This window comes from Clavibacter sp. AC415, assembly GCF_979252985.1.
Genome location: NZ_CEEDAR010000017.1, coordinates 78,332 through 103,054, shown reverse-complemented (window position 1 = coordinate 103,054; position 24,723 = coordinate 78,332). Strand labels below are relative to the sequence as shown.

The window sequence follows — 24,723 nt, the reverse complement described above, 5'->3', positions numbered from 1 at the left end:
GTCAGGCCTCGCGGTCGGGCGCGGGTCCGATCCCGTCCTGGTGCTGGTCCTCGTCCTTTCGACGGCGACGCAAGGCACCGGCCGCGAGCTTCAGCGACAGTCCGTCGGCCGCCGCGCGTCCCCGGCCGAAGGCCGCCATGCCCATGCGGCGGGCCGCATCGACACCCTCGGCGCCCTGGTCGCGGGCCGAGTCCCAGGTGTCGCCCACCGCGGCCAGCCACGGACGCGCCTCCAGCGACGCGCGCTCGTCGGCGACCCCGAGGAGGCCGTTGAACTGCACGACTCCGGTGGCGACGCGGTTGCTGGATCCCACGACGGCCCGCGAGTCGAACGGGTTGAGCAGCACCTTCGCGTTCGCGGTGCCGGCAGCCGCGTCCATGCGCTCCAGCAGGCGGTCGGTCGTCCTGCCGATGACGGCCAACCGGTTCTCCCGAGCCGTGCGGAGGCCGAGGCGGTGCTCGTCGATCTCCTCCGGCGACGCGTCGAGGACGCGATCGAGCTCGAGCACGGCAACTGCGTCCTGGAGCTGGAAGCAACGCGCGAGCACGGCGAGCCACTCGCGCACGGTGCTCTCGGCATCCTTCGTGGTCCTCACGAGATCATCGACCTTGGTGGTGCGCTCCATCTTCTCGGCGAGTGCGTCGAGCTGGCGGAGGGCATAGCCCTGGGTGCGCGCGAGCGTCTGCGTCGTGCCCTGCGCCTTCGACCAGGTGATGTCGGAGACGCGGCCGACGCGCTGGCGGATCAGCGTCGCCTCGTCGAGGACGATCTCCACGCCGATCATGTCGGCGAGGACTGCGTCCTTCTGGCCGCGGAGGATGTCGTCGACCTTGGCGTCGATGACGGCGAGGTAGTCGCTGATCTCGTCCATGGCCTGCTCCATCGCGAGCTGCGCCATGATGCCGGCGGCGCCGGCGAGGAAGGCCGGATTCGCCAGGAACCTGCCCGGCCCGGCCGCGAACTCGACGACGTCGACGAATCGGCCCCCTTGCCCGCGGATGACACCGAGGTCGAGTCCGGACTTGGTGCTCTTCACGAGTCCGGCGTTCTCCTGCATCAGCTTCACCGACCTCTCGGAGAGCTTGACCCAGCGCCCGTGGTTCTCCGCGATCACCGAGCCGGCCTGCGCGGCGGCCGCCGCCATCCCTGCGGCGGGCCGCAACCGCTCGAGGCCGAGGTCACGCCCCTTCGGCAGGTCGTTCGTCGCGAGGAAGCGCTCGACGGCGGTCGGTTCGCCGATGACGGCGAGGCCGTCTCCGTCGCTGATCAGCTGGACGTCGTCATCCATGGGGCTCCTGAGAGCTCGGATCCGGGTGGTGCCCGGGCAGGCACCTGCTGAGTCTCCCACCGCCCCTCGCGCTGCGCCTCGCCCCAGAAGGCGGGGCCGCGCCGTCACCCCACGGCGGAGCGCAGCGACTCGGTGTCGCGGAGCTTCGACGCCCAGCGGGCGGGCCAGCCCTCGGCGACCCAGGTCGCGTGCGGTTCGTGGCCCCGGGCGCCGAGGTGCACCACCTCGTCGGTGGCGCGCTGCTGTCGCGCGAGGACAGCGTCGACGACGGCGAGGGGGCCGTCCCAGCCGTAGCCGTCGAGGAGCGCGTCGATGCGGGAGCGCCGGTCGACGTCGGCGGTCAGGCCTCGCACGTGCAGCCCGGCGGGATCGGTGCTGAACGGGGTCAGCCACTCGAGCGCGGAGGCGACGTCGCTGAGGGGCGGGGCCGGGCGGGCGGCGTCCCAGTCGAAGAGGCCGACCGCGACGCCGTCGCGCCAGGACATGTTGCCGGGCTGGGGATCGCCGTGGCAGATCACGTCACCGCCTTCGGGCGGCACGGACCAGACGGCGTGCGGCGGCGGATCCCACCCGCGGGTGGCGTCGTGGATCCGGCGCAGGAGCCGCCCCGCGGACGCGACGGAGCGGGTGGTGGTCTGGTGCGCCCAGGCGTCCTCGCCGCCGTCGCCGGGGACGAGGCGCACGCGCTCGACGCCGCCGTCGATGCCGAGGGGCTCCGGGACGGGCAGCCCCTCCGCATGCAGGTGCTGCAGGAGCGCGTGGACCGTCGGCGTCCACGGCTTCGCGGGGCGGAGGACGACGTCGCCGACGATGCGGACGGAGCGTGCGGCGGGCATGACCCCACCGTACGCATCGCCGTCGCCACCACCTCCCGTGCCGAGGTGCACGCCGCGTGGCAGGCTCGGGAGATGCCGCAGGAGCCCGTCGTCGTCCCCGCAAACGATGCGCGCGCCGACGCGCTGCGGGCCGAGGGGTGGGTGGTCACCGCTCGCTCCTTCGGCGCGGTCCTCCACGGCGACGACGCCGATCCGGTGCGGCTGCGGTCGGCGGTGGAGCGGGTCGCGGGCATCGTGTCCGTGCGGGAGCTCGGGCCGGACGACCAGGCGGCCATGCTCGCCCTCGACGCGGCCACGCTCGACGACTACCCGGGAGGACCCGCCACGCAGCACGTGCCGTTGACGGCCGGCACCGCGCGGGTGCCCTCGGCCGCGCGGCGGGCGTTCGGGGCGGTCGACGCGGACGGGAGCCTGGTGGCGCTCACCGTCGTCGACCTCGATGCGGACGGTCGACGCGCGGAGGTCGACTTCACGGTCGTGCACCCGGCGCACCGGTCGCGTGGGCTCGCCACCGCGGTGAAGGCCGCCTCCGTGCGGGCGCTCCTCGGCGACGGGGTCGCGACGATCCGCACGGGAGGGTCGAGCGGGAACGCGGGCATCCTCGCCGCCTCGGCGGCGATCGGGTTCCGGGTCGACGAGGAGTGGCTGACCCTGGACGCACCGGAGCCCCGGGACCAGGGGTCCCAGGGCTCCGGACGATGCGGGTGGCGAGGCCGACCCGGCGGACCAGGCCGACCGAGCCCTCCGCGAGGGCTAGGACGCGGCGGGCGCCGGCGTCTCGAACAGGATGCGCGACGCCTCGGCGGCCCGCGTGCTGTCGACCAGCACGTCGTAGCGACCGGCGGTCAGCGTCTGGATGGACGCGAAGTCGCGCTTGCCGCGGGTGGCGTAGTGGCCGACGAAGCCGAACAGCGCACCCCAGAGCGCGCCGATACCGACCGCGACGAGGAGGACGCCGAGCCAGGCCACGCCCGGCGTGAAGATGCCGAAGAGCAGTCCGATCATGACGCCGAACCACGCCCCCGCCCGCAGCCCCGCGCACCGCGGCGCTGCCGTTCGTGACGCGGCCCGTGACGGTCTCGACCGTGCGGACGTCGTGGCCGACGATCTGCGTCGACGCGACGGGGAACTCCCGGTCGGAGAGCGTGTCGACGGCCGCCTGCGCGTCGGCGTACTCGGTGTAGCTCGCGATCACCTCGCGCGGCGTGGCCGGGACGGCGTTCGCTCGGGGATCGGTGCTCGGGGTCGACATGGGGTGTTCCTCTCGGGTCGTGCGGTGGACGATATGGTTTGAGGATACCAACGGACAGGTCGCACGGAGGGGACGGGGATCATACGGTGAGCGAGCTCCCAGGCAAGGACGTCGAGGAGGCGCCGGACGACGCTGCGCGGACAGGCGCGGCGCTCGAGCGGGCGGTCCTCGCGATCACGCGGTGGGCCTCGCGCCCGGACGTGCGCCGCCGCATGCTCGCCGACGAGGGCGGGGCCTTCTCCGCGACCGACACCTGGCTGCTCGGCCACCTCATGGAGTGCGGGGCGACGCGCATGCGCGTGCTCGCGGACTGGCAGGGCGTCGACAAGTCGACGATGACCGCGCACGTCCAGCGGCTCGAGGCGCGGGGGCTCGTGGTCCGGGAGGCCGACCCCGGCGACCGCCGTGCGGTCCTCGTGCGCGCCACGCCCGACGCGCGACGGGCCCTCGACCGCAACTCGGCGACGGCGCGTGCGCTCCTCGGCGAGCTCGTGGGGGAGTGGGCGGCACCCGAGCGCACCGAGCTGACGCGTCTGCTGGACCGGCTGGTGGTGGAGATCGAGGCGGAGGCCGCCGCGCGCGAGGCGCGAGGCGGCTGAGCTCCGAGAGCCGCTCGCGGGCTCCGGCTTCGTGAACGTTCACGTCGGATGCACTCAGCCCCGCTTGACCCGCCTGGAGCGGATCCCGTAGCGTCGTCGTGAACGTTCACGCCGACGATGCCGCGAAGGGCTCCACCATGACCGACCCCACCACGACCACCCCGACCGCACCCGGCTGGGCGGTCCTCGGCCCGGGCGGCATCGCCCGCCGCTTCCTCTCCCAGCTGCCCGCGAGCGAGCGCGGCGCGCGGCTCGTCGCCGCCGGCAGCTCCAGCGCCGAGCGTGCCCGCGCCTTCGCCGCGGAGGCCGCCGACCACGGCTTCGCCGACGTCACGGGTGCGGGCTACGACGAGGTCCTCGCCGACCCCGCGGTCCAGGCCGTCTACATCTCCACCGTGCACACGGGCCACGCGGACCTCGTCGTCCGCGCGCTCGAGGCCGGCAAGGCCGTCCTCTGCGAGAAGCCCCTCGCCGTGAACCACGGCACCGCGATGACGCTCGTCGACGCGGCCCGCGACGCCGGCCTCCCGCTCGTCGAGGCCTTCATGTACCGCTTCCACCCGCAGACCGCGGCGCTCCTCGAGCTCCTCCGCGACGGCGTCATCGGCGACGTCGCCCACGTCGACGCGTCCTTCTCCTTCCGCACCGGGTCCCGCACCGGGCGCCTCTACGACCCGGCCACCGCGGGCGGCGGGATCCTCGACGTCGGCGGCTACACCGTCACGGGCGTCGCCGCCGTCGTGCAGGCCGCGACCGGCGTCGCCGTCGCCGAGCCGCTGACCCTGGAGGTCGACGGCACCGTCGGCCCGACCGGCGTCGACGAGTGGTCGGTCGCCCGCGCGACCTACCGCGGCGGCATCACCGCGACGCTCCGCACGGGCGTCGCCCTGCACGAGCCGGAGGCGCTCACCGTCCACGGCTCGCGCGGCCGCATCCACCTGAGCGACCCGTGGACGCTCCGCGACGAGCCGACCATCGAGATCACCGTCGTCGGCGAGGAGCCGCGCACGCTGGCCTTCCCGGGCGCGAAGCCGTACGCGATCGAGGCCGACGCCACCACCGACGCGCTCGCGGCCGGCCTCGGGGAGGCCGCACAGATGACGCTCGAGGAGACCCTCGCCACGGCCCGCACCCTCGACCGCTGGCGCGCCGCGCTCGAGCTGCGCTACCCGTTCGAGGCCGAGGACGCCGACATCCCCACCGTCTCCGGGCGCCCGCTGCGCGTCCGCGACGACAGCCCCATGCTCTACGGCGAGATCCCGGGCGTGGGCAAGCGCATGTCGCGGCTCGTCATGGGCGTCGACAACCAGCCCGACCTCGCGCACGCGTCCGCGATCTTCGACCACTTCGTCGAGCAGGGCGGCAACGCGTTCGACACGGGCTACATCTACGGCCACGGCCTGCTCGAGGGGCGCCTCGGCCGGTGGATCGCCAACCGCGGCATCCGCGAGGACGTGGTCGTCATCACCAAGGGCGCGCACACCCCGCACTGCGACCCCGAGTCGATCACCCGGCAGCTCCTGGAGAGCCTCGAGCGCCAGGGCACCGACTACGCGGACATCTACCTCATGCACCGCGACAACCCGGACGTGCCGGTGGGGGAGTTCGTCGACGTGATGGACGAGCACCAGCGCGCGGGCCGCATCCGCTCCTACGGCGTCTCGAACTGGACCCCGGAGCGCTTCGACGAGGCGCAGGCCTACGCGAAGGCGAACGGGCGCGCCGGGTTCCAGGCGCTGAGCGACCACTTCGGCCTCGCCGAGGCGTACGACGTGCCGTGGGCCGGCTGCGTGCACGTCACGGATCCCGCCTCCAAGGCGTGGCTCGAGGAGCGCCAGGTGCCGCTGCTCCCGTGGTCGTCGCAGGCGCGCGGCTTCTTCACGGGCCGTGCCCGCCCGGACGACCTGAGCGACCCGGAGCTCGTGCGCTGCTACTACGGCGACGAGAACTTCGAGCGCCTGCGCCGCGCCGAGCAGCTGGGCGCCGAGCACGGCGTGCAGGCGACCGCGATCGCGCTGGCCTACGTGCTGGCGCAGCCGTTCCCCACCTTCCCGCTGTTCGGCCCGCGCACCATCTCGGAGGTCCGCTCCTCGATGCGCGGCCTGTCGGTCGAGCTCACCCCGGAGCAGGTGGCGTGGCTGGACCTGCGCGGCTGACCGGAGGCGACGACGGAGGTCGGGGCCCGGCCGGTCGCGAGGCGGCCGGCCGGGCCACGATCCACGACGTCGCGGCCGCGGCGGGGGTCTCCCGCCAGACCGTGACCCGCGCGATGAACGGCATGCCGGGCATCAGCGAGGAGACCAAGCGGCGCGTGCTGGCGGCGGCCGACGCGCTCGCGTACCGGCCGTCGCGCTTCGGCCGCGGGCTCGTGACGGGCGGGGACCACCAGCTGGGCCTCGTCGTCGACGACCTGCGGAACCCGTGGTCGCCCGAGCTCGCGGCCGCGGTCGTGCGCATCGCCGCGGCGCGCGGCTGGAACGTGTCGCTCGCCGACGTCGGGCTCGCGGCCGACTCCGACCGCATGGTGGAGGCGCTCGGCGCGCAGACGGACGCCGTGATCGGCATGCTCGGCTCGCGCGCCGCCGAGTGGATCGGGCGGCTCGGCTCCGTGCCCGTGGTGGAACTCGACCCGCGTGGCGACCCCCTGCGGGCCGCAGTGCAGCTGGATCCGACCGACGCCGTCGACGCGCTCGCCGACCACCTGTACGCGGCCGGGGTGCGCCACCCGGTCGTGCTCGACGCGGCAGTCGCCGCCGGACCCAGCGCGCGGGCGTCGCTGCTCGTGCGCGCGTTCTCGGCGCGGTCGATGGACGTGTCCGTGGTGCAGGCCTCCGCCCCCACCGCGGAGGCGGCCGCGGCGGCGACCGAGCGCATCATCGCGCGCCCCGGACCGCCGACGCCATCGTCGCCTTCAACGACGTGTGCGCCCTCGGGGTGCTCTCCGCCTGCCGTCGCGCGGGCGTCGACGTGCCGGGCGACGTGCGCGTGGTCGGCATCGACGGCCTCTCCCTCGGGCGCCTGCTGGCGCCGACCCTCACGACGCTCGCCGTCGACCTCGACGAGCTCGCCCGCCACGCGCTCGACCTCGCGGTGGCGATGATCGCGGGGGAGCTGCCGCGCTCCGGCCCCGAGGTCGTGCGCCGCGTGCGGCACCAGCTGGTGGTGCGCGAGTCCGCCTGATCGTTGGCGCCCGGCAGCATTGTTTGCATCAGAATGCAAACATGTTGATCACGGTGGACCCCGCGGCGAAGGCCTCCCTGGCCGACCAGGTGGCCGGGCAGATCCGGCACGCCATCGCCCGGGGCGAGCTCGCGAGCGGGGAGCGGCTGCCGTCGGCGCGCGACCTCGCGGCCGCCGTGGACGTCGACGTGCACACGGTCCTCCGGGCGTACGCCCGCCTCCAGGACGACGGGCTCATCGAGCTGCGGCGCGGCCGCGGTGCGACCGTCCTCCGCTCGGGCAACGCCTCGTTCGACCGCCTCCGCGCCCTCGTCGAGGAGCTCCGGGACCAGGCGGAGACCCTCGGGGTGCCGCTCGACGACCTCATGACCATGATCAAGGGAGCACGATGACCGCCGCATCCCCCCTCACTACCGCGACGCGGGTGGCGATCGTCGCCCCCGCCGCGGTGCTCGTCCTCGCGCTCGGGGCCACGGCCGCCGTGCTCGCGCCGATGCTGCCCGCGCGGATCCCCATCCACTTCCAGGCCGACGGGAGGGCCGACGGCTGGGGATCGCCGTGGGCGCTCCTCGGGATCGCGCTCGCCCTCGGGGTGCTCGGCGTGGCGCTCGCGGTCGCCGCGCTGCGCGCCCGGGATCGTCGGACGGCGGGCACGTGGCTGCTCGTCGTGAACCTCCTGGCGGGCAGCCTCGCGACCGCCTGGGTCGTGCTCGCGCTGTCCGCGACCGTCGGCGACGGCACCTTCCCCATGTGGTGGAGCCTCGGGCTCCTCGCCGTGGGCGGGGTGGCGGGGGCGGTCCCCCTGGTCGCCCTCGTGCGCGTCGCGGGTCCTGTCCCCGCGCACGACGTGGAGCCGCTCGACGTGCCCGCGACGGCGCGGGTCTCCTGGCGCGGATCCGTCGGCAGCGGATGGTTCGCGGGCATCGGCGCGGTGATCCTCGTCGCGGGCGTCGCGGCGGGCGTCGCCGCCTCCGCGGTCGACGCGGGCACCGCCGCGCTCGCCGGCATCCCGCTCGCGGCGGCTGGCCTCGGCATGCTGGCGATGGCGCGCGTGGAGGTCACGGCCGACCGCCGCGGCCTCCGCGTGACGTCCACGTGGACCCGGCTGCCCATCATGCGCGTGCCCCTCGACCGCATGGAGTCCGCGGGCTGGGAGGACGTCTCGCCCGGCCAGTGGGGCGGCTGGGGCCTCCGGTTCTCCGGTCGCGGGCTCGCGTACGTGACGCGCTCCGGGCCCGGGCTCGTCGTCCGCCTGCACGGCGGGCGGGCGCGCCTCGTGACCGTGGCGGACGCGGATCGCGGGGCGTCGGTCCTCGAGGCCCTGCTCCGCGCACGACGCGCGGCCTGACCCCGCGCCGCCCGGGGCTGTGGTCTCGGTACCGTGGCGCGGTGACCGACACGCTCGGCGATCTGCTGTCCGCGGATCCGCAACGCATCTGGCAGGCCTCCTGGGACGTCATCGCCACGCGCGACGTCGCGCTGCTCGAGAGCCTCCGGGGCGCGCTCCCGGCTCCTCTCTGCGTGATGATCGGCATCAGCTGAGCTCCCGCAGCGATTCGCCGGCAGCTCGCTACGCGCGCCTCGCGAGCCTTGTGTTGCGAGACGTCTCGTGCCCGGGGAAGTAGGTGAGCGATCGCATCCGGCACCGGAGGGGTCGGTCATCGAGGAGTGCCTGGCTGAGGGTGTTGCTGCTGACTCGTCCACCAGTACCCACCGGACATGTCGAAGGTCAGCGGTCGCGAGAGCCTGGATGCCGCGCGACACAGGCTGGGGTTGGAGGGCCATCCGGTACTTTCAGGCACGGGATTCATCACGTCGCCGCTACGGGTATCCGAGCTGGCTACGGCGTCCATGTCATTGCTCGCGGGTGCACTGGGTCGCGTGAGCCGTGTCGCCGGACTCGCGGATGGCGAACCGGCCGCCGTGGACCGCACCCTGACGGACGCGTGGTTCGGGCTTCAACTGATTCCGGTGGGCTGGAGTGCGCCTTCCCCGTGGGATCCGCTGTCCGGTGCGTTCGTCACCCGTGACGGGTCGTGGATCCGCACGCACGCGAACGCGCCCCGTCACCGAGCGGCTCTGCACGCACGCGAACGCGCCCCGTCACCGAGCGGCTCTGCTTGCGACGCTCGGTGCGTCGATCGAAGCCAACGCGACGGAGGTGGCCCACGTGATCCGGTCACGCGACGCTCGTGCGCTCGAGGACGCCGTGGTCGTGTCCGGGGGAGTGGCTGCCGCCCTGCGGACCTCCGTGTAGTGGCGGACGTCGGACGCCGGACGTGCCGTCGGCGGCGAGGACCTCATCAGCTCCGACCCGGGAAGCAGATGGGACGGCGTCACGCACTGGGCGCCGAATGAGGAGCGTCCGTTGTCCGGGCTGAGGGTGCTGGATCTGACGCGCGTCATCGCAGGTCCCGCAGCTACTCAGGCATTGGCCGCCCTCGGTGCTGATGTCCTCCGCGTGGACCCGCCTGGTTGGGACGAACCGGCTGTCCTCCCTCTCGTGATGGGTGGCAAACGCTCAGTTCGCCTCGACGCTCGGACACCGGATGGTCACCAGGCGCTTCTCCGGCTCGTCGCCGATGCGGACGTGCTCGTGCACGGCTACCGCGCGGGCGTGATCGATCGCCTGGGTCTCTCCCCAGACGAACTCCGCCGTCTACGACCTGGGCTGATCGACGTGGGCATCCGTGCGTGGGGCTGGAGCGGCCCGTGGGCGGGGCGCCGGGGCTTCGACTCCATCGTCCAGTTCGCGACCGGCATCGCCAACACGGGCATGGTCGCGACCGGAGCCGGCCAGCCGGCATCGCTCCCCGTCCAGGCCCTCGACTGGGCGACGGGCTACCTCGCGGCGGCCGCGGCTCTCGCCGGCATCGCCGACCGCAGCACCATGCGACTCGGGTCGTCCTGGAGGCTGTCCCTGGCGAGGACGGCCTCGCTCCTGCAGGCGCTTCCCGCGACGGGCGAGACGAGGATCAGCGCCGCTCCTCCTGAGGATCTCCCCGGGTCGCCACTGGAGATGCCCTCCGGACAGGCAGTCATCGCAGCCTCACCCATCCGCGTCGGCCGAGCCGGACTCGCTTTCACGCACATCACGACCGACCTCGGCGAGCACGCGCCCATGTGGTGGTAGATGCCCGCGTCCTAGGTCGGCTGCCTGGGTAGCACGTTCTTCCCTCCCGCAACCGATGGGTTGTGAGACGTCTCGCGAGCCGAACTCGATGTGGTGCCACTTCCTGATGGGCGAGTGTGTGGATCACGCCGCTTCCTGGCGGTGATCTGTCGCCGTTCCGTGTCGTCACCCGGTGACGAGGATGCTGGCGGCTGCTTCGATGACGTCGTCGGTGATGATCTCCAGCTGGTTGATCTTGAGGACTCGTTGGATCTGCGGGAAGAGCCGTTCGAGGAGGCGAAAGTTGCCGCGGGTGATGCGCTCGATCGCGGCGACGGCCTGAGCGTCGGTGAAGTCCTCTGTGTTGAGTGTGTGGCCGAGTCGCTTCCAGTGGCGGTCGAGGACGAAGAGGAGCTCGTCCTGGCCGAGAGCGCGGTATCGGTGGGCGAAGCCGAGGCGGCTGTAGAGCTGGGGGTAGTGGCGGAAGCGCTGGTCGATGCCGGGCATGCCGATGAGGATGATCGCGAGGTGCTCGCGATCGTGCCGATCGCGGAGGAGCTCGAGCGCGGTGGGCGTGAGCCGTTCCGCCTCGTCGATGATCAGCAGCTCGACCCACCGGCGCGCATCGCCGCCGGTACCGGTGATCTTCCCGATCGTGCGCTGGTGATCCTCGATCCTGATGCCGAGATCGACCGTCCAGCGGTCCAGCTCCCGCATGAGGTCCTTCGGCCGGGGCAGGACGTCGGGCGTGTAGAACACCGCCCGGGAGCGGTTCGCAGCCGCATCGAGCTTCGGGTCGTCCGCGCCGCGACGTCCCCACTCCTGGACGTAGGGCTCGAGCGCGTCCCAGTGCGCGTAGCGGCGGGCGGAATTGGTCTTCCCGACGCCGGCGTCGCCGTGGCAGATCCCGATGGTCTGTTCCTTGCGGACGGCGTTCGCGAACTCGACGAACCGCCGGTGCTCCTTCGTAGTGATGAACGTGTCGGGCATCATCCGTCCTCTTCATAGGTGCGCAGCCGCGGCCGGCGCGACGGTGCCGGAGTCGTCGGCAGCTCGGCGCGGCTGGCGGTGGTGGGGATGCGGTCGTTGATGTCCCGGCGCAGCTGCCGGCGTCGGGCGCGGCGTGCGGTCTCGACGTCGCGGAGGCTCATGCGGAGGTTCGGGTGCGCTTCGTCGACGGCGACGCAGATGAAGGTGTTGTGGTCGTAGACGCGGATCTCGGAGATGTCGCGGGGGTCGTAGCGGATGGTGACGGTCCGGCCGACGAACGGGGCAAGCGTCGGGGCGAGGTATCGCTGGCCTTGGAAGTGGATCCCGTCGCGCTGCACGGTGCGGCTCTTCGGCACAGTCAGCAGTAGCCCGTCGAGCTCCACGAGACTCTCCGGCATTCGCGGCAGCCAGCCCTCGCCGACCCACGCCGTGCGAGGCGTGCCACCGAGCTCCTTGTGCGGGCGGTCGTTGTAGGTGGTGATGAACGACCCGATGGCCGTGTCGAGGCCCGCCAGGTCGAGCACCGGATTCGGGCGCCGATTTCCGGGGCCGAGGCGGCCAGGCAGGAGCGGGAGCAGTTCCGTGGTGATGGTGCCGAAGAATCGCTCGATCTTCCCGCGGCCCTGGGGACGGCCGACAGCGGAGTGAATGATCCGGATCCGCAGCTCCGCGGCGGTGTGCTCGAGGTGGCGGCTGGTGAAGTCGGTGCCGTGGTCGACGTGGAGGATGTCGGGGATCCCGCACATCGCCCAGCCGGGATCGGGCTTCCTCCAGATCGCTTGCCGGAGCGCCAGTGCGGTGTTCATCGCCGACGGGGCGCCGGTGAAGACGGTGTACCCGCAGATCGCGCGTGAGTAGTCGTCCATGATCACGGTCAACCAGGGCCGGTCGGGCTTCCCGCCGGCGCCGACGATGAGGATGTCGAGCTCGGTGTGGTCGGCCTGCCATGTCTGGTTCGGGCGCTCCGCCCGGCGCCGGTACACGAGCTCGTGCCGATCTCGATACGACGCCGGCCCCTCCTGGGCCAGCGTCACCAGCGCGGGGTCGAGCGCCTGCACGATCTACCGGACCGTGGAGTAGCTCGGGATCGGGTCTCCGCGCTGCTGCGCGTCCGCAGAGGCGAGCCGGTGAAGGGTCGCGATGCTCGGGCGGGGCTTGGTCAGCGCCAGACGCTCGACGAACGCAACCGTCGCGCCCACCGTGCGCCGGCGGACGCGGTCAGCGCGGGCATGAGGGTCGAGTGCGGCGACTCCGCCGGTTCGGTAGAGCTGGTGCCAGCGTTGCAGGGTCCGCGCGCTGATCCCGGTGGTGCGGGCAAGAGCTGCGAGCGGGATCTGGTCTTCGACATGCAGCCGAAGAACGCGCCACCTCTCGAGCCCGTCCACACCCTCACCTACATCGCGGCGCTCTCGCGCGCCGCGTTCGACTGGTGCCGGTACAACGTCGCCCGGCTCCACCCGACGAGACGTGCCGCGTCCTCCGCGGTCCGGCCGCGGGCTCGCGCGTCGGTGGCGATCTGGAGCTTGTCGGCGATGACGGCTGGATCCGACAGGGGCCGGCCGAAGCGTGTCCCGTTGTCGCGGGCGACGGCGATGCCAGCGTTCACGCGCTCGACAATCAGCTCGCGCTCGTACTCAGCCAAGCTCGCGAGCATGCCCAGCATCAGCCGGCCCGAGGTCGTCGCCGGGTCGATACCGTCGGAAATGGACCGGATCTGCACGCCCCGTTCGCGGAGGAGCTTCACGGTGCTGAGCACGTCGAGCATCGAGCGGCCCAACCGGTCGATGCGCCAGACGACGATGGTGTCGCCGTTCTCGGCGTATTCGAGCAGCTTCTTCATCCCCGGCCGCTCGATCGCGGCCCTGCTGCCGGAGGTGACGTCGGCGAACACATCCCGTTTCTGCACTCCGTCCTTCACGAGCGCGTCGAGCTGGAGCTGCGCATCCTGACTCGTCGTGCTCACCCGCGTGTATCCCAGAAGCCTCACCCGAGCAGTCTGCCTCAGAAACACCCGCGAGGGGCCTGCCCGAGACACTTTGCGATGAGATGACTTCATGAGACGTCGAGGACCAGGTGAACAGGCTCGCTCGACGGGGCTCTGACGAGCACTCGGACGTGTCTCACAAAGCTATTGCTTTTCGAGACACGAGTAGTCAGAGCTCTCCCTGCCGCGAAGGAGGTGCGCTTTTTCGAGCTCCGCTAGCTAGGGCTTGCGGGACCAGGCCTTGATGATCTTCTTGATGCGCTCAGTGGGCCGCTCGCTCTTGCCGAAGACGACGAGATAGACGAGCGGCGCGCCCACGATGATCGCCAGAGTAGGCGGCAGCGCGGTGACGAGTGCTGTCAGGAAGTTCACCTCCTCCGGGGACTCGGGAAGCAGGATCGTCATGACGAACCTCTCCGCGTGGGACACGCGAGCGTGTCGGGGTGACACCGCGCCGGATGGCGCGATGAGTTCAGGGAGCACCGGCGACGAGGTCGCGATCGGTACACGGGAAGAGAGCGCCACGGGCACTCGAGCTGCTCATCTGTCACATGCGCAATACGCGTGTGAGGAGCTACGTGGTCGAGAAACATGCTGGCGTGCGTTCACGAGGCGCCGCGGGGGCATGAAAAAAGCCAGCCCGTGGGCTGGCTAGATCGGTCTGGGGTGCGAGATGGTCCGGGCGATAGTGCCCACACGACGTACCCCGATGCTATGTCGCCAGTTTGTCATAGGGGCACAAGAGCGTTCAAGCCCTGCACCGCCAACGGAAAGCAGGTGAAGAGGGGCCAGAAACCAAGAAAGCCAGCACGAGGCTGGCTTTGGATGCGGACACACTCGTCCACCGACGTGCTCAATCTACGGCTTTCGCGCCGTGGCAGCCAGTGCGCGAGGATCCGGCGCACTGGTGAGTGAGGAGGGAGGCGGTGCTGCGTCGGGCCGAAACGACCGGCGACATCTTCAACCTAAGGGGTGAAGTCACTGATCTTGCTCGTCTGCGACCTTCCCCACTCTCAAGTTGTGGGGGGACATCGTGGGTCTGTCAACACCGACTCGCGTCGGAGTCGTGCGTGCGGCGCCGTTCGATGAGGACCGTGTCGCGCCAGGCGCCAGCGAGCGGACCGGAGGTCATGCGGGCGATGCGTTCCCGGGTGCCGACCTGCCGAAAGCCGGCGGCGTCGTGGAGGGCGAGGCTCGCGCTGTTCTCTGGGAACAGGCTCGCCTGGATGGTCCAGATGTCGGCGGCATCGGTTGCTGCGGTGAGTGCATCCAGCAGGGCCCGGCCGACGCCTTGCCCGCGCGCGGCCGCGGCGATGTAGATGGAGTGCTCGACGACGCCCCGGTAGACCTCCCGCGAGGAGGTCGGGGACACGGCGACCCAGCCAAGGACGTGGTCGCCGTCGACGGCGACCAGTCGCCCGACGTCGAGCTTGCCGGCGTCGAACTCGTCCCAGGACGCCGGCGGTGCGGCTTGGAAGGTGGCGTGGCCGGTGTCGATGCCCTCCTGGTGGATGTCCCGGACGGCAGGCCAGTCGGCCGGGATCAGGGGGCGGATCACGCGCAGCAGCTCGGCCCGTCGGATCCGGTGCCGATGTCGGTCGAGCACACCCCGGTCTCGGGGAGCACGAGCTGCACGCGGCGGGCGGCGTCGTGGTCGCCGGCGAGCTCGTCGGCGATGGAGCGGACTTGCTCGTATCCGGTGGCGAGCAGGAACGTGGGGGCGCGTCCGTAGCTCTTCATGCCGGCGATGAAGAACCCGGGCTCCGGGTGGGTGAGCTCGGCGACGCCGTGGGCGGGGACGCTGCCGCAGGAGTGCAGGTTCGGGTCAATGAGCGGCGCGAGCAGGCGCGGCGCTTCGACGATCTCATCCAGCGACAGGCGGATCTCGCGCAGCATGTCGAGGTTCGGGCGGAACCCGGTCGCGTTGACGACGACGTCGGCTTCGATCCGGTACGGGTCGTTCCGGCGTCGCCCGATGAGCGTCACGCGGTCCTCGTCGGCGGCGGCGGCCTGGTCGATTTCGAACCGGTCGATGAGGGTGATGGCGCCCTGGCGGACGAGGTCATGGACGATCCCGCCGAGCGCGCCGCGCTCCGGCAGCTCATCTCCTGCGGACCCGTAGACGCGGACGGGGCTGGTGGAGCGGATGGCCCAGGTGATGGTGGTGCCCGGTTCCTCGCGGGCGAGGGCGGCGAGCTTGATGAGGGTGTTCGCGGCCGAGTGCCCGGCACCGACCACGACCACGTGCCGGCCGGCGAACCGGGCACGATCGACCCCTTGGACGTCGGGCAGGGCGTGACTGATGCGATTCGCCACCTCGGCCGGGACCGCGGGGGCGAGCCCGTCGGAGGTCAGGGGATTCGGGGAGGAGTAGGTGCCGGAGGTGTCAATGACCGCCCGGGCAAGGACATCCTCGACACCGGCCGACGTCTCGAGGCGAAGGAGGAACGGGGCGGATCCGCGCTTCGTGGACCGGGTGCGGTCCATGCCCTGCCGGGTCACCGCCTGCACCCGGGTCCCGTATCGGATCCGCGGCGCAAGCTCGGGGGTCGCGGCCAACGGCGCGAGGTAGCTGTCGACGAGGTCGTGCCCGGTCGGGAGGCGCTTCGCCGCCGGCGCGTCCCAGCCGGCGGCGTCCAGGAGTCGGGCTGCGGCGTCGTCGACGAGGTACTCCCATGGGGAGAACAGGCGGGTGTGTCCCCACTGCCGGACGGCGGCGCCGGCTGTGTCGCCTGCTTCGTAGACGATGACGTCGATGCCGCGCTCGAGCAGCTGCGCGGCCGCGGCGAGCCCGACGGGGCCGGCGCCGATGATCGCGACGGGCAGCCCGGCGAGGCGGCGCTCGTCCGTGCGGGGCGGGACGGTGAGGGTCATCGACATGTGGTGCTCCTTGATGGTGTCTCCGCTCACGCGGGGACGGTTGCGTCCAGTTCAGCAGTCTCGGCCTGCGCGTAGGTGGCGAGGCCGTGGAGGGCGAGGTGGTGCTCGGCGTCCTCGGCGGCCGAGCAGCCGGTGCCGGCGGCGGTGATCGCCTGCCGGTAGCGGTGGTCGACGAGGTCGCCGGCCGCGAACACCCCGGGCAGGTTCGTCAGCGTGGTGGGCGCATCGACGAGGACATACCCGTCATCGTCGAGATCCACCTGTCCAGTGACGAGCTCGGAGCGCGGGTCATGGCCGACGGCGATGAACAGGCCCTGCGCCGGCATCGTCGATGTGCTCCCGGTGACGGTGTCCCGGAGCGCCAGGCCGGTCATCGCGTCGTCGCCGACCACTTCGGTGACCTCGGTGTTCCAGAGCATGCGGATCTTCGGGTTCGCCAGCGCCCGGTCCCGCATGATCCGGGATGCGCGGAGTGCGTCGCGGCGGTGGATGAGGGTGACGGTTGCGGCGAAGCGGGTGAGGAACATGGCCTCTTCGAGGGCGGAGTCGCCGCCGCCGACGACGGCGACGTCCTTGCCGCGGAAGAAGAACCCGTCGCAGGTCGCGCACCACGACACCCCGTGCCCGGTGAGGCGCTGCTCGCCGGGCACCTGGAGCTTCCGGTACGCGGATCCCATCGCGAGGACCACGGTGTGCGCTTGGTAGGTGTCGCCGTTGCCGGTGGTGATGGTCTTCACGGCGCCGGTGAGATCCAGTGCGGTGGCGTCGTCGTAGATGATGCGGGCGCCGAACCGTTCGGCCTGGCGGCGCATGTTGTCCATCAGGTCCGGGCCCATGATGCCGTCCGGGAAGCCGGGGAAGTTCTCCACCTCCGTGGTGTTCACGAGGGCGCCGCCGGCTTCGACGCTGCTGGTGAGCACGATCGGGTCAAGCCCTGCACGGGCGAGGTAGATCGCGGCGGTGTAGCCGGAGGGGCCGGATCCGACCACGACGACGTTCTCGGTCACCTGGTCGCTCATGCGGTGGGTCCTGTCGTCTCGATGCCGAGGCCGGTGAGCATGGCCTCGACCCTCTCCGCGATCTGGTCGCGGATGGTGCGGACCTGCTCGATCGGCAGGCCAGCGGGGTCGGTGAGGTCCCAGTCCTGGTAGGTCTTGCCCGGGTAGATGGGGCATGCGTCGCCGCAGCCCATCGTGACGACCACGTCCGCGGCCTGCACGACGTCATCGGTCAAGGGCTTCGGGAACGCCTCGGTGATGTCGAGCCCGAGCTCTCCGATGGCGGTGACGACTGCGGGTTAAGCTCTGCGGCGGGCATGGATCCGGCGGAGCGGACGTGGACGCGGCCGGCGGACATGGTGTGGGTGAGGATCGCGGCCATCTGGGAGCGGCCGGCGTTCTGCTCGCAGATGAACAGGATCTCCGGCACGTCGTGCGCGAGAGCGCCCTTGGCCTGCGCGAGGGCGGTGAGGCGGTCGGCGGCGAAGCGGACGGTCTGGTTCGCGAGGTGCGCCTTCACCTTCGAGGTGCGCAGCAGCCCCGTGTAGGACTCCAGCACGTACCGCTCGACGGTCTCCTTGGCGAAGATCCCGGAGAAGCGGGTGCTGAGCTCGTCCGCGAGGCGGGCGAGGTAGCCCTCCGGGTAGGTCAGGCCGGGCAATGCCCGGCGGGTGCTCACGTCGGTCATCGTCGTGGCCTAGGCGGTGGCGGGCTGGAGCTCGGCGAGGAGCTTCTGCACGCGGTTCTTGATGTCGTCGCGGATCGGGCGGACCTCGTCCAGGCCCTTGCCCTTGCGGTCGGTCGAGCTCCCAGTCCTCGTAGCGCTTTCCGGGGAAGATCGGGCACACGTCGCCGCAGCCCATCGTGATGACGACGTCGGAGTCCTTGACCTGCTCGGTGGTCATGAGCTGTGGGACGGCCTGGGAGATGTCGATGCCTTCCTCGGCCATGGCTTGGATCGCGACGGGGTTGATCTGATCGCCGGGCTCGGGATCCGCCGGAGCGGACCTGGACGGTGCCGCCGGAGAGCTGCGCGCATGTACCCGGCGGCCATCTGAGAGCGGCCGGCGTTGTGGATGCAGACGAACAGGACGGTAGGTGCGGCGGTGGTGTCGGTCATCGAGAGCTCCTTGACGGGTGAGGTGAGGGGTCAGACCCGGTCGGCGACCGGGTCGAGCGCGGGTGCGGCGGTGGCCGCGGCGGTGCTGCGGGTGGGGAAGAGTCGTGGTCGCAGCCACAGGGCGGCGTAGACGAGCGCGAGCAGCGCTGGGACCTCGATCAGCGGGCCGACGATCCCGGCGAGGGCCTGCCCGGAGGTGGCGCCGAAGGTGCCGATCGCGACGGCAATGGCGAGCTCGAAGTTGTTGCCCGCGGCGGTGAACGCGAGGGTTGTGGTGCGCTCGTAGCCGAGCCCGACGGCCTTGCCGAGCAGGAACCCGGCGAGGAAGGTGACCGCGAAGTAGATGATTAGCGGGATCGCGATGCGGACGACGTCGAGCGGCCGGTCGATGACCTGCTGCCCCTGGAGCGCAAAGAGCATGACGATCGTGAAGAGCAGTCCGTAGAGGGCGAACGGGCCGACCTTGGGGAGGAACCGGTCCTCGTACCAGGCGCGGCCGCGGGCCTTCTCGCCAATGCGGCGGGAAAGGTAGCCGGCCAGGAGCGGGATCCCGAGGAACACCAGCACCGATGCAGTGATGGCCCAGAAGGAGAACTCGGCGCTCGTGGTTGGAAGCCCGAGCCAGGATGGGAAGAGCTGGAGGTAGAACCAGCCGAGCGCGCCGAACGCGAGGACCTGGAAAACGCTGTTGATGGCGACGAGGAAGGCCGCGGCCTCCCGGTCGCCGCACGCGAGGTCGTTCCAGATCAGCACCATCGCGATGCACCGCGCGAGCCCGACAATGATGAGTCCGGTGCGGTACTCCGGTAGGTCCGGCAGCAGCAGCCAGGCGAGGGCGAACATCAGCGCAGGGCCGACGATCCAGTTCATCGCGAGCGAGGAGACGAGCAGGCGCCGGTCGCCGGCGACCTGGCGCGCGTCCGAGTAGCGGACCTTCGCGAGCACCGGGTACATCATCACCAACAGCCCGACCGCGATCGGCACACTCGCCCGACCCGACGCTGAACGCATGCAGCGCCTCCCCGACCGCCGGCGCGAAGACCGCCAGCAGGAGCCCGGCGCCCATCGCGGTGAGGATCCACACCGGCAGCAGCCGGTCCGTGGTGCCCAGACGAGCGGGGGCGAGAGCAGCAGGAGCCGTCGAGAGGAGTCGCTTCTTTCGGGCAGCGGGAGGGCATCGACGGGCGTCGATGACCTGAGCATATCCGTGCGCATCGACGGCTGTCGATGTGTGGGAGGATCGCTTCCATGGCCGTTCTCGACATGCTTCCCCTCACCGACGTGACCGCGTGCTGCGCGCCGCTCATGCGGGAGGCGATCAGTGCCGAGAACGCCGACGAGCTCGCCCGCTCGCTGCGCGCGATCGCCGACCCGGCGAGGCTCCGGCTGATCTCGATGGTCGCCGCGCACGACGGCCAGGAGGCCTGCGTCTGTGATCTCACAGAACCGCTCGGCCTCGGTCAGTCCACCGTCTCGCATCACCTCAAGGTCCTCGTCGACGCCGGCATCCTCAGCCGCGACAAGCGCGGCAGCTGGGCCTACTACCGCCTCGTGCCGGGCGCGCTCGACTTACTTGCCGGGCTTATTGCCACTGTTTGACCGGTCGGTCCCTCGGGGGCGCGAGGGCAACGTGCTGTGACCTGGCGCACCTGCACTCGCCATCATCGTTACACGCCGATACCATCGGCACGTGACGATCCATGATGAGCGCGGCACTTCGGCTGCTGTCTCCCTCTTTCATTCCCTTGCGGATCCGCGACGTCTCCAGATCGTGCGACGGCTTCAACTAGGCGAAGCGCGGGTCAGTGACCTGGTGACCGAGCTCAGGACTTGCACAGTCGACGGTGTCCGAGCACGTCGAGCTGTCTCCGCGAGTGCAACCTGGTCGTCGGGCGTGCTCAGGGACGGCAGGTGTTCTACTCCCTGGCTCGACCGGAGTTGCTGGATCTGCTGGAAGCTGCTGAAGCGCTGCTGGAAGCAACCGGCTTCCAGGTGGACCTATGCGGCAGGTACGGGTCGAGGTCGAGCGACCAGAACGCGGCGGGTACCCCGGCAGGTGTCGACGCCGGCGCCGGCCTTGGAGCGGCACGGTGATCGGGACGATCGCGGCAGCGATCGGTCTGTTCGCCGCGACGAACATCGATGACATCGTCGTTCTGACAGTGTTGTTCCTTGCGTCCACGCGTGGATCAATGCCGGGCTGGAAGGTCGTCGCGGGACAGTACCTCGGCTTCGCGGTGCTCGCTCGCGATCGGCGTCGGCGCCGCGGCGGGGCTGACGATCATCCCCGACGAGTCGGTGGGGCTGCTCGGCCTGATCCCACTGGCGATACAGGTGTCTACGGGCTGATCCGCACGCTCCGGGCACGAGGCGACGATGATGACGATGACGACGAGGGCTCAATTAGCGCCGTCGGTCTGCTGGGTGTAGCAGGGATCACGATCGCGAACGGCGCAGACAACATCTCGCTCTACACTCCAGTGTTCCGCACCAGTCCGGTCGCTGACACGGTGGTCACGATCATCGTGTTCTTCATCCTCGTGGCGGTGTGGTGCCTTGTCGCACGGGTCGTAGGAACGAACAAGAGGGTCACCGAGCTGCTCGAGAGAGTCGAGCACTGGCTCGTCCCGGCGGTCTTCATCGGGCTCGGACTGTTCATCCTGATCGAGTCCGGCGTCGTGCCGAGGTTGTTCTGGGCTCCTCGCTTGACCATGTCGAGCACGGCGCCGCGGCGGGTGACAATCTCTGTGCTGCTGCTTATGGTGGCGTTCGCTGCCGATCGCGTCACGAAGCAGTGGGCGCTTCGCGAGCTCAATGACGGCAGCACCATCGAGCTCGGCCTCGGCGCCCGGCTGGAGCTGATCTTCAACCCCGGAGTCGCATTCGGGCTCGGAGCAGAGCTTGGGCCTCCTCTCGCAGCGGGCTTGATCGTCGTTGCGAGCGCCTTGACGGCCTGGGTGTTGTGGCGTGCCGCGCGAGGCGCCCCGATGGGCGGCACGAGTCTGCTGGCCCTCGCCGCCGGCGGCGCAGCGGGGAACATCTGCGACCGCATCAGCCGAGCGGCCGAGGGTCCCCTCAGCGGCGAGGTCGTCGACTTCCTTGCAGTCGACGGTTTCGCGATCTTCAACGTCGCGGACGTCTTCGCCGCGCGTGGCGTCGCCGGCTGGGCACTCCTCCAGGTCATCCGCAAAGGCGACGCGCCAACGCCAGCGCAGTCCAACACCTAGACCGCTCATGCTTCCCTCTATGCCGTTTTACCGACGATGACGATGTGCTCCTGCGCCACCACCTGAGAGGCGCTGTGCGTCGGGCAAGCGCTCAGCGCCCGGATCGAGTGTCAGGGACGCGCCACCCCGGATGCCGGCGACGAGGACTGCGACAGCGGCGGCGACGCCGAGCTGAGTGATCAGGCGCCGGCGCTTGTGTCGGGTCTCCTCAGGGGACGCTGGGCGCTGGCCTCCTCGCAGATTTCGCGGGTGCGGGTGCGGGTGCGGGTGCGAGTGCGGTCGGCGGAGGTTCTTCCTCGTGGTCGGTTGCTCCTATGGGGGTCGGTCAGGGGAGGAGGGCAGGTATCAGGGCGGGGAACTGGGCGATGATCGCGATGACGATGACCGCGTAGTTCAGCACCACGACAGCCCACGTGAATGGGGCGATCGTCGTCGCGATGCGTTGGACAGCGGCGGGCGCGGGAATGTCGCCCGTGCCGCAGGGCGTGGATAAGCGTGGTCCACCAGAGGGGGGTGCATCGCGGTCCGCACGAGGAGGCAGTACGGGCAGAGGGCGCCGATGACGAACACGGTCTGGGTGAACAGCCAGGTGATGAACACCCACCCTGCGAACAGGCCCGCGAGGAAGACCGTCCAGAACCAGCGTGCGTACTGGGCGCCGGCGAGATACCTCCCATCCCGACGACGATCGGTGCGATGAACGCCGCGACGCCGATGAGCGGGTTCGGGAACCCGAGCAGGGACGCCTGCGGGGGACTGCATGGCGCATCGCTGGCGCAGGACACCAGCGGGTTGATCTACGCAGGACAGCGCCCGGTCGGGGTGCTCGAGCAGCGAGAGGCGCTCGAGCACCAGGACGAAGGATCCCACCCAGCCGAGGACTCCGGTGATCACGAGCAGCACGACGAGCCCCGCCGGCCGGCGGTGGCCGGCCGGCACGGCCGCGGGGCTGTCCGGTCTCTGCTTGATGAGGAAGCTCATAGGAGGGTGTCTCCGGTAGGAACTCGAGCACGGGAACTGGTGTTGTCGGCTCTCGGATCGGCCAAGACGTCTCAGCATGTTCAGGGACCGCTACTCGCGGGGGGACGCTTCTGCGGAGCTGGCCTTGTTCTTCCGGCCGATGTAGGCAATGACGGCGAGCCCGATGATGAACAGCGCAGCCAGGCCACCGAGGATCCAGAGCATGATCGCCGTGGAGTCTTGGGCAGCGGAGTCGGACGAGTGCGATGTGGCGATGCCAGCCGTCGGCAGGGGCTGCCGAGGCGGATGCCGACGCGGCAGGAGCCGGAGCCGGAGCGGGAGTGGCAGAGGTCGTGGGGGTCGCCTCGACGGCCGTCCCGGTAGAGGTGAACGCTGACGTTCCGGAGATGGGGTGCCCGTTCCTCGGATACCGATCGCCATCCGAGCTGATAGGTGCCGGCTGCGCTGAGGTCGACACCGGTGGTGATCGTGGCGCCGTCGATGTCGATCGTTCCGTCGGAGACAGCAGTCCCTGACGCGTCGGTGACCTGGATGGTGATCGCGCTCTCCAGCCCTGCCAGGGGCGCGGCGGCGAAGTTCAGGGTGACCGTGTCTAGCGACCCGTCGACCGTGCTGTCCGGGGCGGGGTCGGAGGAGAGGAGGACGTCGTGCGCTGTCGCGGACGACGCGCCCGTGGCGACCAGGCCGGCGGTGAGGATCACCGCGGCGATGGTCGAGGTCAAGGAGCGGAGGTGTCGCATCTGGGGTGCTTTCTCTGTCGATGTTGCAGGTGGGTGGTCGTGGCTACGCACGGTCGGATCGGTCGCTGTTGAGCGACTGCAGGTAGGCGTTGTACCTCTCAAGGTCGGCGTCGCCTTCATTGTCGGCACGTCGGGTGGCCCGGTCGGCGCGGCGGGTGTCCTGCCGGGACCAGCGGATCAGGGACGCCAGCAGGATCACGAGGACGGGAAGCTCCCATACGTCCATACCAGGGCACCGGCGAGTTGCTGGTCTCGTAGCGCGTCCACACCGAGGCCCTCGGGAGGAGAGGAGAACGCGGAAACGAGTGGGCCGCTGAAGATGAGTGTCAGCCCGAATGCGGCGTGGATCTGCATCTCGAGGAACGCGTCGACGACCCGGATGAGGTAAGAGGTGCGGCGCGGGAGCAGTTCGGTGGACACGAGCGGGGTCATCACAAGGACCCCACTGATGAGAAAGGCGAGCTGGGTGATGCTCCGCCCGGCGTCCGTGCTGAGGGCCAGGTCGGCGATGCCGGTGAGGTAGAAGCCGAACAGGGGCAGCACGAGCAGCGGGATGACCGCTAGGGGGTGAAGCAGGGCGTGGGAGACGGGCGATCGTAGGCCGCCGATGTGGAGGCGTAGAGCCACCAGTCCGAGTCCATGGCGTGGGAGGCCGCGGAGCATGACGGTGCCGGGGGATCCGAGGATCAGCAACGGAGGTGCGATCAGCATCAAAGAGAGCTGCTGGAACATGAAGGCCGCGAACAGCTCTCGCGCGTAGGTCTGGATGCCGGTCGCCGTGGTGATGACCATCACCAGGCAGCCGAGGAGGAACATCACCATCCGCCAGACGGGGAGCGGTGCGCCGTGTCGGCGAGCTCGGAGGAACACCAGCACGTATCCGAGTGCGGCGGCTGCGCCGAGCACAGCGATCGGCGAGGGTGGTCCGCTACTTACTGCGAAGAGCAAATTGGTGTCGAGGGCGGGCACTGTCAGACCTTGTCGTTCTGCGCCGTGATGGCGTCGAGGGCAGCGGCGAGTTGTTCCGGATGACGGGTGGAGACGAGCCAGTACGGTGCGGGGTCGGTGTCATCGTTCACGTCGATCCGGACGACCGGGTCCACCCATCCGCGGAACAGGGTCCATGCGCGTGCGTCGAGTCGCGGTCCGCGTTGCTGTGTCGCTGCTCCGCCGCGGAACGGTGTGACGGATCCGATCGCTTGGGGTGGCAGGCGTGCGGGACCCGCGCGGAGACCTTCCGGGGTGACGGTGACGACGGGCGAGGTCGCCAGCAGTACCGCGACGGCGCCGAGGTAGAACACTGCGGCGACGATGATGCCGACGGTGGCATTGATCGGAAGGAACACGAGATACGCGGCAGGGATCACCAGTGCGGTTGCGACGTAGACGCCAACTGACGGAGTCAGGCGTTCTCGATGCGATGGTCGTGGGGACATGAGTGCTTTCTCAAGGGACGGATGGGGGTGGGCGAAGTCGGGACGTGTCCGCGCGCTGCGCGCAACTCGCGACGGAAGCGGTGAGGGCTGAGAACGCGGA

General features: G+C 70.7%; 28 protein-coding genes and 4 pseudogenes. 10 read left to right on the top strand and 22 right to left on the bottom strand.

Features of this window, described 5'->3' with window-relative positions; translation table 11 throughout:
• Window position 1: 1 nt before the first annotated feature.
• From ACZ411_RS09840 to ACZ411_RS09820, 5 genes and pseudogenes are all read right to left on the bottom strand, one after another.
• On the bottom strand, window positions 2-1,288 hold the full coding sequence (locus ACZ411_RS09840; protein ID WP_464170285.1) for a hypothetical protein: 1,287 nt from the start codon (window positions 1,286-1,288) through the stop codon (window positions 2-4).
• 104 nt (window positions 1,289-1,392) lie between these two features.
• Window positions 1,393-2,124, bottom strand: coding sequence for a phosphotransferase enzyme family protein (locus ACZ411_RS09835; protein WP_464170283.1), 732 nt, complete (start codon window positions 2,122-2,124; stop codon window positions 1,393-1,395).
• A gap of 305 nt (window positions 2,125-2,429) precedes the next feature.
• The gene (locus tag ACZ411_RS09830; RefSeq protein ID WP_464170568.1) at window positions 2,430-2,723 is read right to left on the bottom strand and encodes a hypothetical protein; all 294 of its coding nucleotides are present in this window, start codon (window positions 2,721-2,723) and stop codon (window positions 2,430-2,432) included.
• A 154-nt stretch (window positions 2,724-2,877) separates the two neighbouring features.
• Window positions 2,878-3,129, bottom strand: a complete 252-nt coding sequence (locus tag ACZ411_RS09825) for a hypothetical protein (RefSeq protein ID WP_464170566.1) — start codon at window positions 3,127-3,129, stop codon at window positions 2,878-2,880.
• A 70-nt stretch (window positions 3,130-3,199) separates the two neighbouring features.
• Window positions 3,200-3,376 (bottom strand): annotated as a pseudogene (locus tag ACZ411_RS09820) (general stress protein); the annotation flags it as partial.
• Window positions 3,377-3,462: 86 nt separating this feature from the next.
• Here ACZ411_RS09820 and ACZ411_RS09815 point away from each other — a divergent pair.
• The 7 genes from ACZ411_RS09815 (at window position 3,463) to ACZ411_RS09785 (ending at window position 10,288) form a co-directional block, all read left to right on the top strand.
• Complete coding sequence (locus ACZ411_RS09815) at window positions 3,463-3,975, top strand: MarR family winged helix-turn-helix transcriptional regulator (protein ID WP_464170281.1); 513 nt, start codon at window positions 3,463-3,465, stop codon at window positions 3,973-3,975.
• Between the two features lie 137 nt (window positions 3,976-4,112).
• A complete protein-coding gene (locus ACZ411_RS09810) occupies window positions 4,113-6,131 on the top strand; it encodes an aldo/keto reductase (protein ID WP_464170279.1) in 2,019 nt (672 codons plus the stop codon).
• A 265-nt stretch (window positions 6,132-6,396) separates the two neighbouring features.
• Window positions 6,397-7,155, top strand: coding sequence for a substrate-binding domain-containing protein (locus ACZ411_RS09805; protein ID WP_464170529.1), 759 nt, complete (start codon window positions 6,397-6,399; stop codon window positions 7,153-7,155).
• A gap of 41 nt (window positions 7,156-7,196) precedes the next feature.
• Window positions 7,197-7,547, top strand: a complete 351-nt coding sequence (locus ACZ411_RS09800) for a GntR family transcriptional regulator (protein ID WP_464170277.1) — start codon at window positions 7,197-7,199, stop codon at window positions 7,545-7,547.
• Window positions 7,544-8,503 carry a DUF1648 domain-containing protein gene (locus tag ACZ411_RS09795; protein WP_464170275.1) on the top strand — a complete coding sequence of 320 codons (960 nt, stop codon included), beginning with the start codon at window positions 7,544-7,546 and terminating at the stop codon, window positions 8,501-8,503. The genes ACZ411_RS09800 and ACZ411_RS09795 overlap by 4 nt, the downstream gene beginning before the upstream one ends.
• A 41-nt stretch (window positions 8,504-8,544) precedes the next feature.
• Window positions 8,545-8,697, top strand: coding sequence for a hypothetical protein (locus ACZ411_RS09790; protein WP_172407216.1), 153 nt, complete (start codon window positions 8,545-8,547; stop codon window positions 8,695-8,697).
• Window positions 8,698-9,523: 826 nt separating this feature from the next.
• Window positions 9,524-10,288, top strand: a complete 765-nt coding sequence (locus ACZ411_RS09785; protein WP_464170273.1) for a CoA transferase — start codon at window positions 9,524-9,526, stop codon at window positions 10,286-10,288.
• Window positions 10,289-10,453: 165 nt separating this feature from the next.
• Here the strand turns inward: ACZ411_RS09785 and ACZ411_RS09780 are convergent, their stop codons facing one another.
• From ACZ411_RS09780 to arsB, 12 genes and pseudogenes are all read right to left on the bottom strand, one after another.
• Window positions 10,454-11,257, bottom strand: coding sequence for an AAA family ATPase (locus ACZ411_RS09780; protein ID WP_464170271.1), 804 nt, complete (start codon window positions 11,255-11,257; stop codon window positions 10,454-10,456).
• Window positions 11,257-12,315, bottom strand: a complete 1,059-nt coding sequence (locus tag ACZ411_RS09775; protein WP_464170269.1) for a Mu transposase C-terminal domain-containing protein — start codon at window positions 12,313-12,315, stop codon at window positions 11,257-11,259. Before ACZ411_RS09775 ends, ACZ411_RS09780 begins: the two co-directional genes overlap by 1 nt.
• 3 nt (window positions 12,316-12,318) lie before the next feature.
• A complete protein-coding gene (locus ACZ411_RS09770; protein WP_464170267.1) occupies window positions 12,319-12,642 on the bottom strand; it encodes a helix-turn-helix domain-containing protein in 324 nt (107 codons plus the stop codon).
• Between the two features lie 8 nt (window positions 12,643-12,650).
• On the bottom strand, window positions 12,651-13,244 hold the full coding sequence (locus tag ACZ411_RS09765; RefSeq protein ID WP_464170265.1) for a recombinase family protein: 594 nt from the start codon (window positions 13,242-13,244) through the stop codon (window positions 12,651-12,653).
• Window positions 13,245-13,460: 216 nt separating this feature from the next.
• A complete protein-coding gene (locus tag ACZ411_RS09760; RefSeq protein ID WP_464170263.1) occupies window positions 13,461-13,646 on the bottom strand; it encodes a hypothetical protein in 186 nt (61 codons plus the stop codon).
• A 637-nt stretch (window positions 13,647-14,283) separates the two neighbouring features.
• Window positions 14,284-14,805, bottom strand: a complete 522-nt coding sequence (locus tag ACZ411_RS09755) for an N-acetyltransferase family protein (protein ID WP_464170527.1) — start codon at window positions 14,803-14,805, stop codon at window positions 14,284-14,286.
• Window positions 14,796-16,151 (bottom strand): NAD(P)-binding domain-containing protein, encoded by a 1,356-nt coding sequence (locus tag ACZ411_RS09750; protein ID WP_464170261.1) that lies wholly within the window; start codon window positions 16,149-16,151, stop codon window positions 14,796-14,798. Before ACZ411_RS09750 ends, ACZ411_RS09755 begins: the two co-directional genes overlap by 10 nt.
• Window positions 16,148-17,140, bottom strand: coding sequence for a thioredoxin-disulfide reductase (gene trxB, locus ACZ411_RS09745; RefSeq protein ID WP_464170260.1), 993 nt, complete (start codon window positions 17,138-17,140; stop codon window positions 16,148-16,150). The genes ACZ411_RS09750 and trxB overlap by 4 nt, the downstream gene beginning before the upstream one ends.
• Window positions 17,137-17,355: a hypothetical protein gene (locus ACZ411_RS09740; protein ID WP_464170258.1), complete on the bottom strand. Its 219-nt coding sequence runs from the start codon at window positions 17,353-17,355 to the stop codon at window positions 17,137-17,139. The genes trxB and ACZ411_RS09740 overlap by 4 nt, the downstream gene beginning before the upstream one ends.
• Entirely contained in the window at window positions 17,352-17,807 is a 456-nt protein-coding gene (locus tag ACZ411_RS09735) for a hypothetical protein (RefSeq protein WP_464170256.1), read from the bottom strand. The genes ACZ411_RS09740 and ACZ411_RS09735 overlap by 4 nt, the downstream gene beginning before the upstream one ends.
• Before the next feature lie 9 nt (window positions 17,808-17,816).
• Window positions 17,817-18,239: pseudogene (locus ACZ411_RS09730) on the bottom strand (arsenate reductase ArsC).
• Window positions 18,240-18,269: 30 nt separating this feature from the next.
• Window positions 18,270-19,305 (bottom strand): annotated as a pseudogene (arsB, locus tag ACZ411_RS09725) (ACR3 family arsenite efflux transporter).
• 182 nt (window positions 19,306-19,487) lie between these two features.
• Between arsB and ACZ411_RS09720 the strand changes: the two are divergent.
• The 3 genes from ACZ411_RS09720 to ACZ411_RS09710 all read left to right on the top strand — a co-directional run bounded on the left by ACZ411_RS09720 (window position 19,488) and on the right by ACZ411_RS09710 (window position 21,466).
• Window positions 19,488-19,838, top strand: coding sequence for a metalloregulator ArsR/SmtB family transcription factor (locus ACZ411_RS09720; RefSeq protein WP_464170254.1), 351 nt, complete (start codon window positions 19,488-19,490; stop codon window positions 19,836-19,838).
• Between the two features lie 312 nt (window positions 19,839-20,150).
• The gene (locus tag ACZ411_RS09715) at window positions 20,151-20,333 is read left to right on the top strand and encodes a hypothetical protein (RefSeq protein WP_464170252.1); all 183 of its coding nucleotides are present in this window, start codon (window positions 20,151-20,153) and stop codon (window positions 20,331-20,333) included.
• Window positions 20,330-21,466, top strand: a complete 1,137-nt coding sequence (locus ACZ411_RS09710) for a cadmium resistance transporter (protein WP_464170250.1) — start codon at window positions 20,330-20,332, stop codon at window positions 21,464-21,466. Before ACZ411_RS09715 ends, ACZ411_RS09710 begins: the two co-directional genes overlap by 4 nt.
• A 393-nt stretch (window positions 21,467-21,859) precedes the next feature.
• On the opposite strand, the gene ACZ411_RS09705 is transcribed toward ACZ411_RS09710, so the two are convergent.
• From ACZ411_RS09705 to ACZ411_RS09685, 5 genes and pseudogenes are all read right to left on the bottom strand, one after another.
• A complete protein-coding gene (locus ACZ411_RS09705) occupies window positions 21,860-22,447 on the bottom strand; it encodes a vitamin K epoxide reductase family protein (RefSeq protein ID WP_464170248.1) in 588 nt (195 codons plus the stop codon).
• Between the two features lie 410 nt (window positions 22,448-22,857).
• A pseudogene (locus ACZ411_RS09700) lies at window positions 22,858-23,187 on the bottom strand (copper resistance CopC family protein); the annotation flags it as partial.
• Between the two features lie 43 nt (window positions 23,188-23,230).
• On the bottom strand, window positions 23,231-23,386 hold the full coding sequence (locus ACZ411_RS09695) for a hypothetical protein (protein WP_464170246.1): 156 nt from the start codon (window positions 23,384-23,386) through the stop codon (window positions 23,231-23,233).
• Window positions 23,383-24,093 carry a cytochrome c oxidase assembly protein gene (locus ACZ411_RS09690; protein ID WP_464170244.1) on the bottom strand — a complete coding sequence of 237 codons (711 nt, stop codon included), beginning with the start codon at window positions 24,091-24,093 and terminating at the stop codon, window positions 23,383-23,385. The genes ACZ411_RS09695 and ACZ411_RS09690 overlap by 4 nt, the downstream gene beginning before the upstream one ends.
• 65 nt (window positions 24,094-24,158) lie before the next feature.
• Window positions 24,159-24,623, bottom strand: a complete 465-nt coding sequence (locus tag ACZ411_RS09685; protein ID WP_303056905.1) for a DUF3093 domain-containing protein — start codon at window positions 24,621-24,623, stop codon at window positions 24,159-24,161.
• Window positions 24,624-24,723 lie beyond the last annotated feature (100 nt).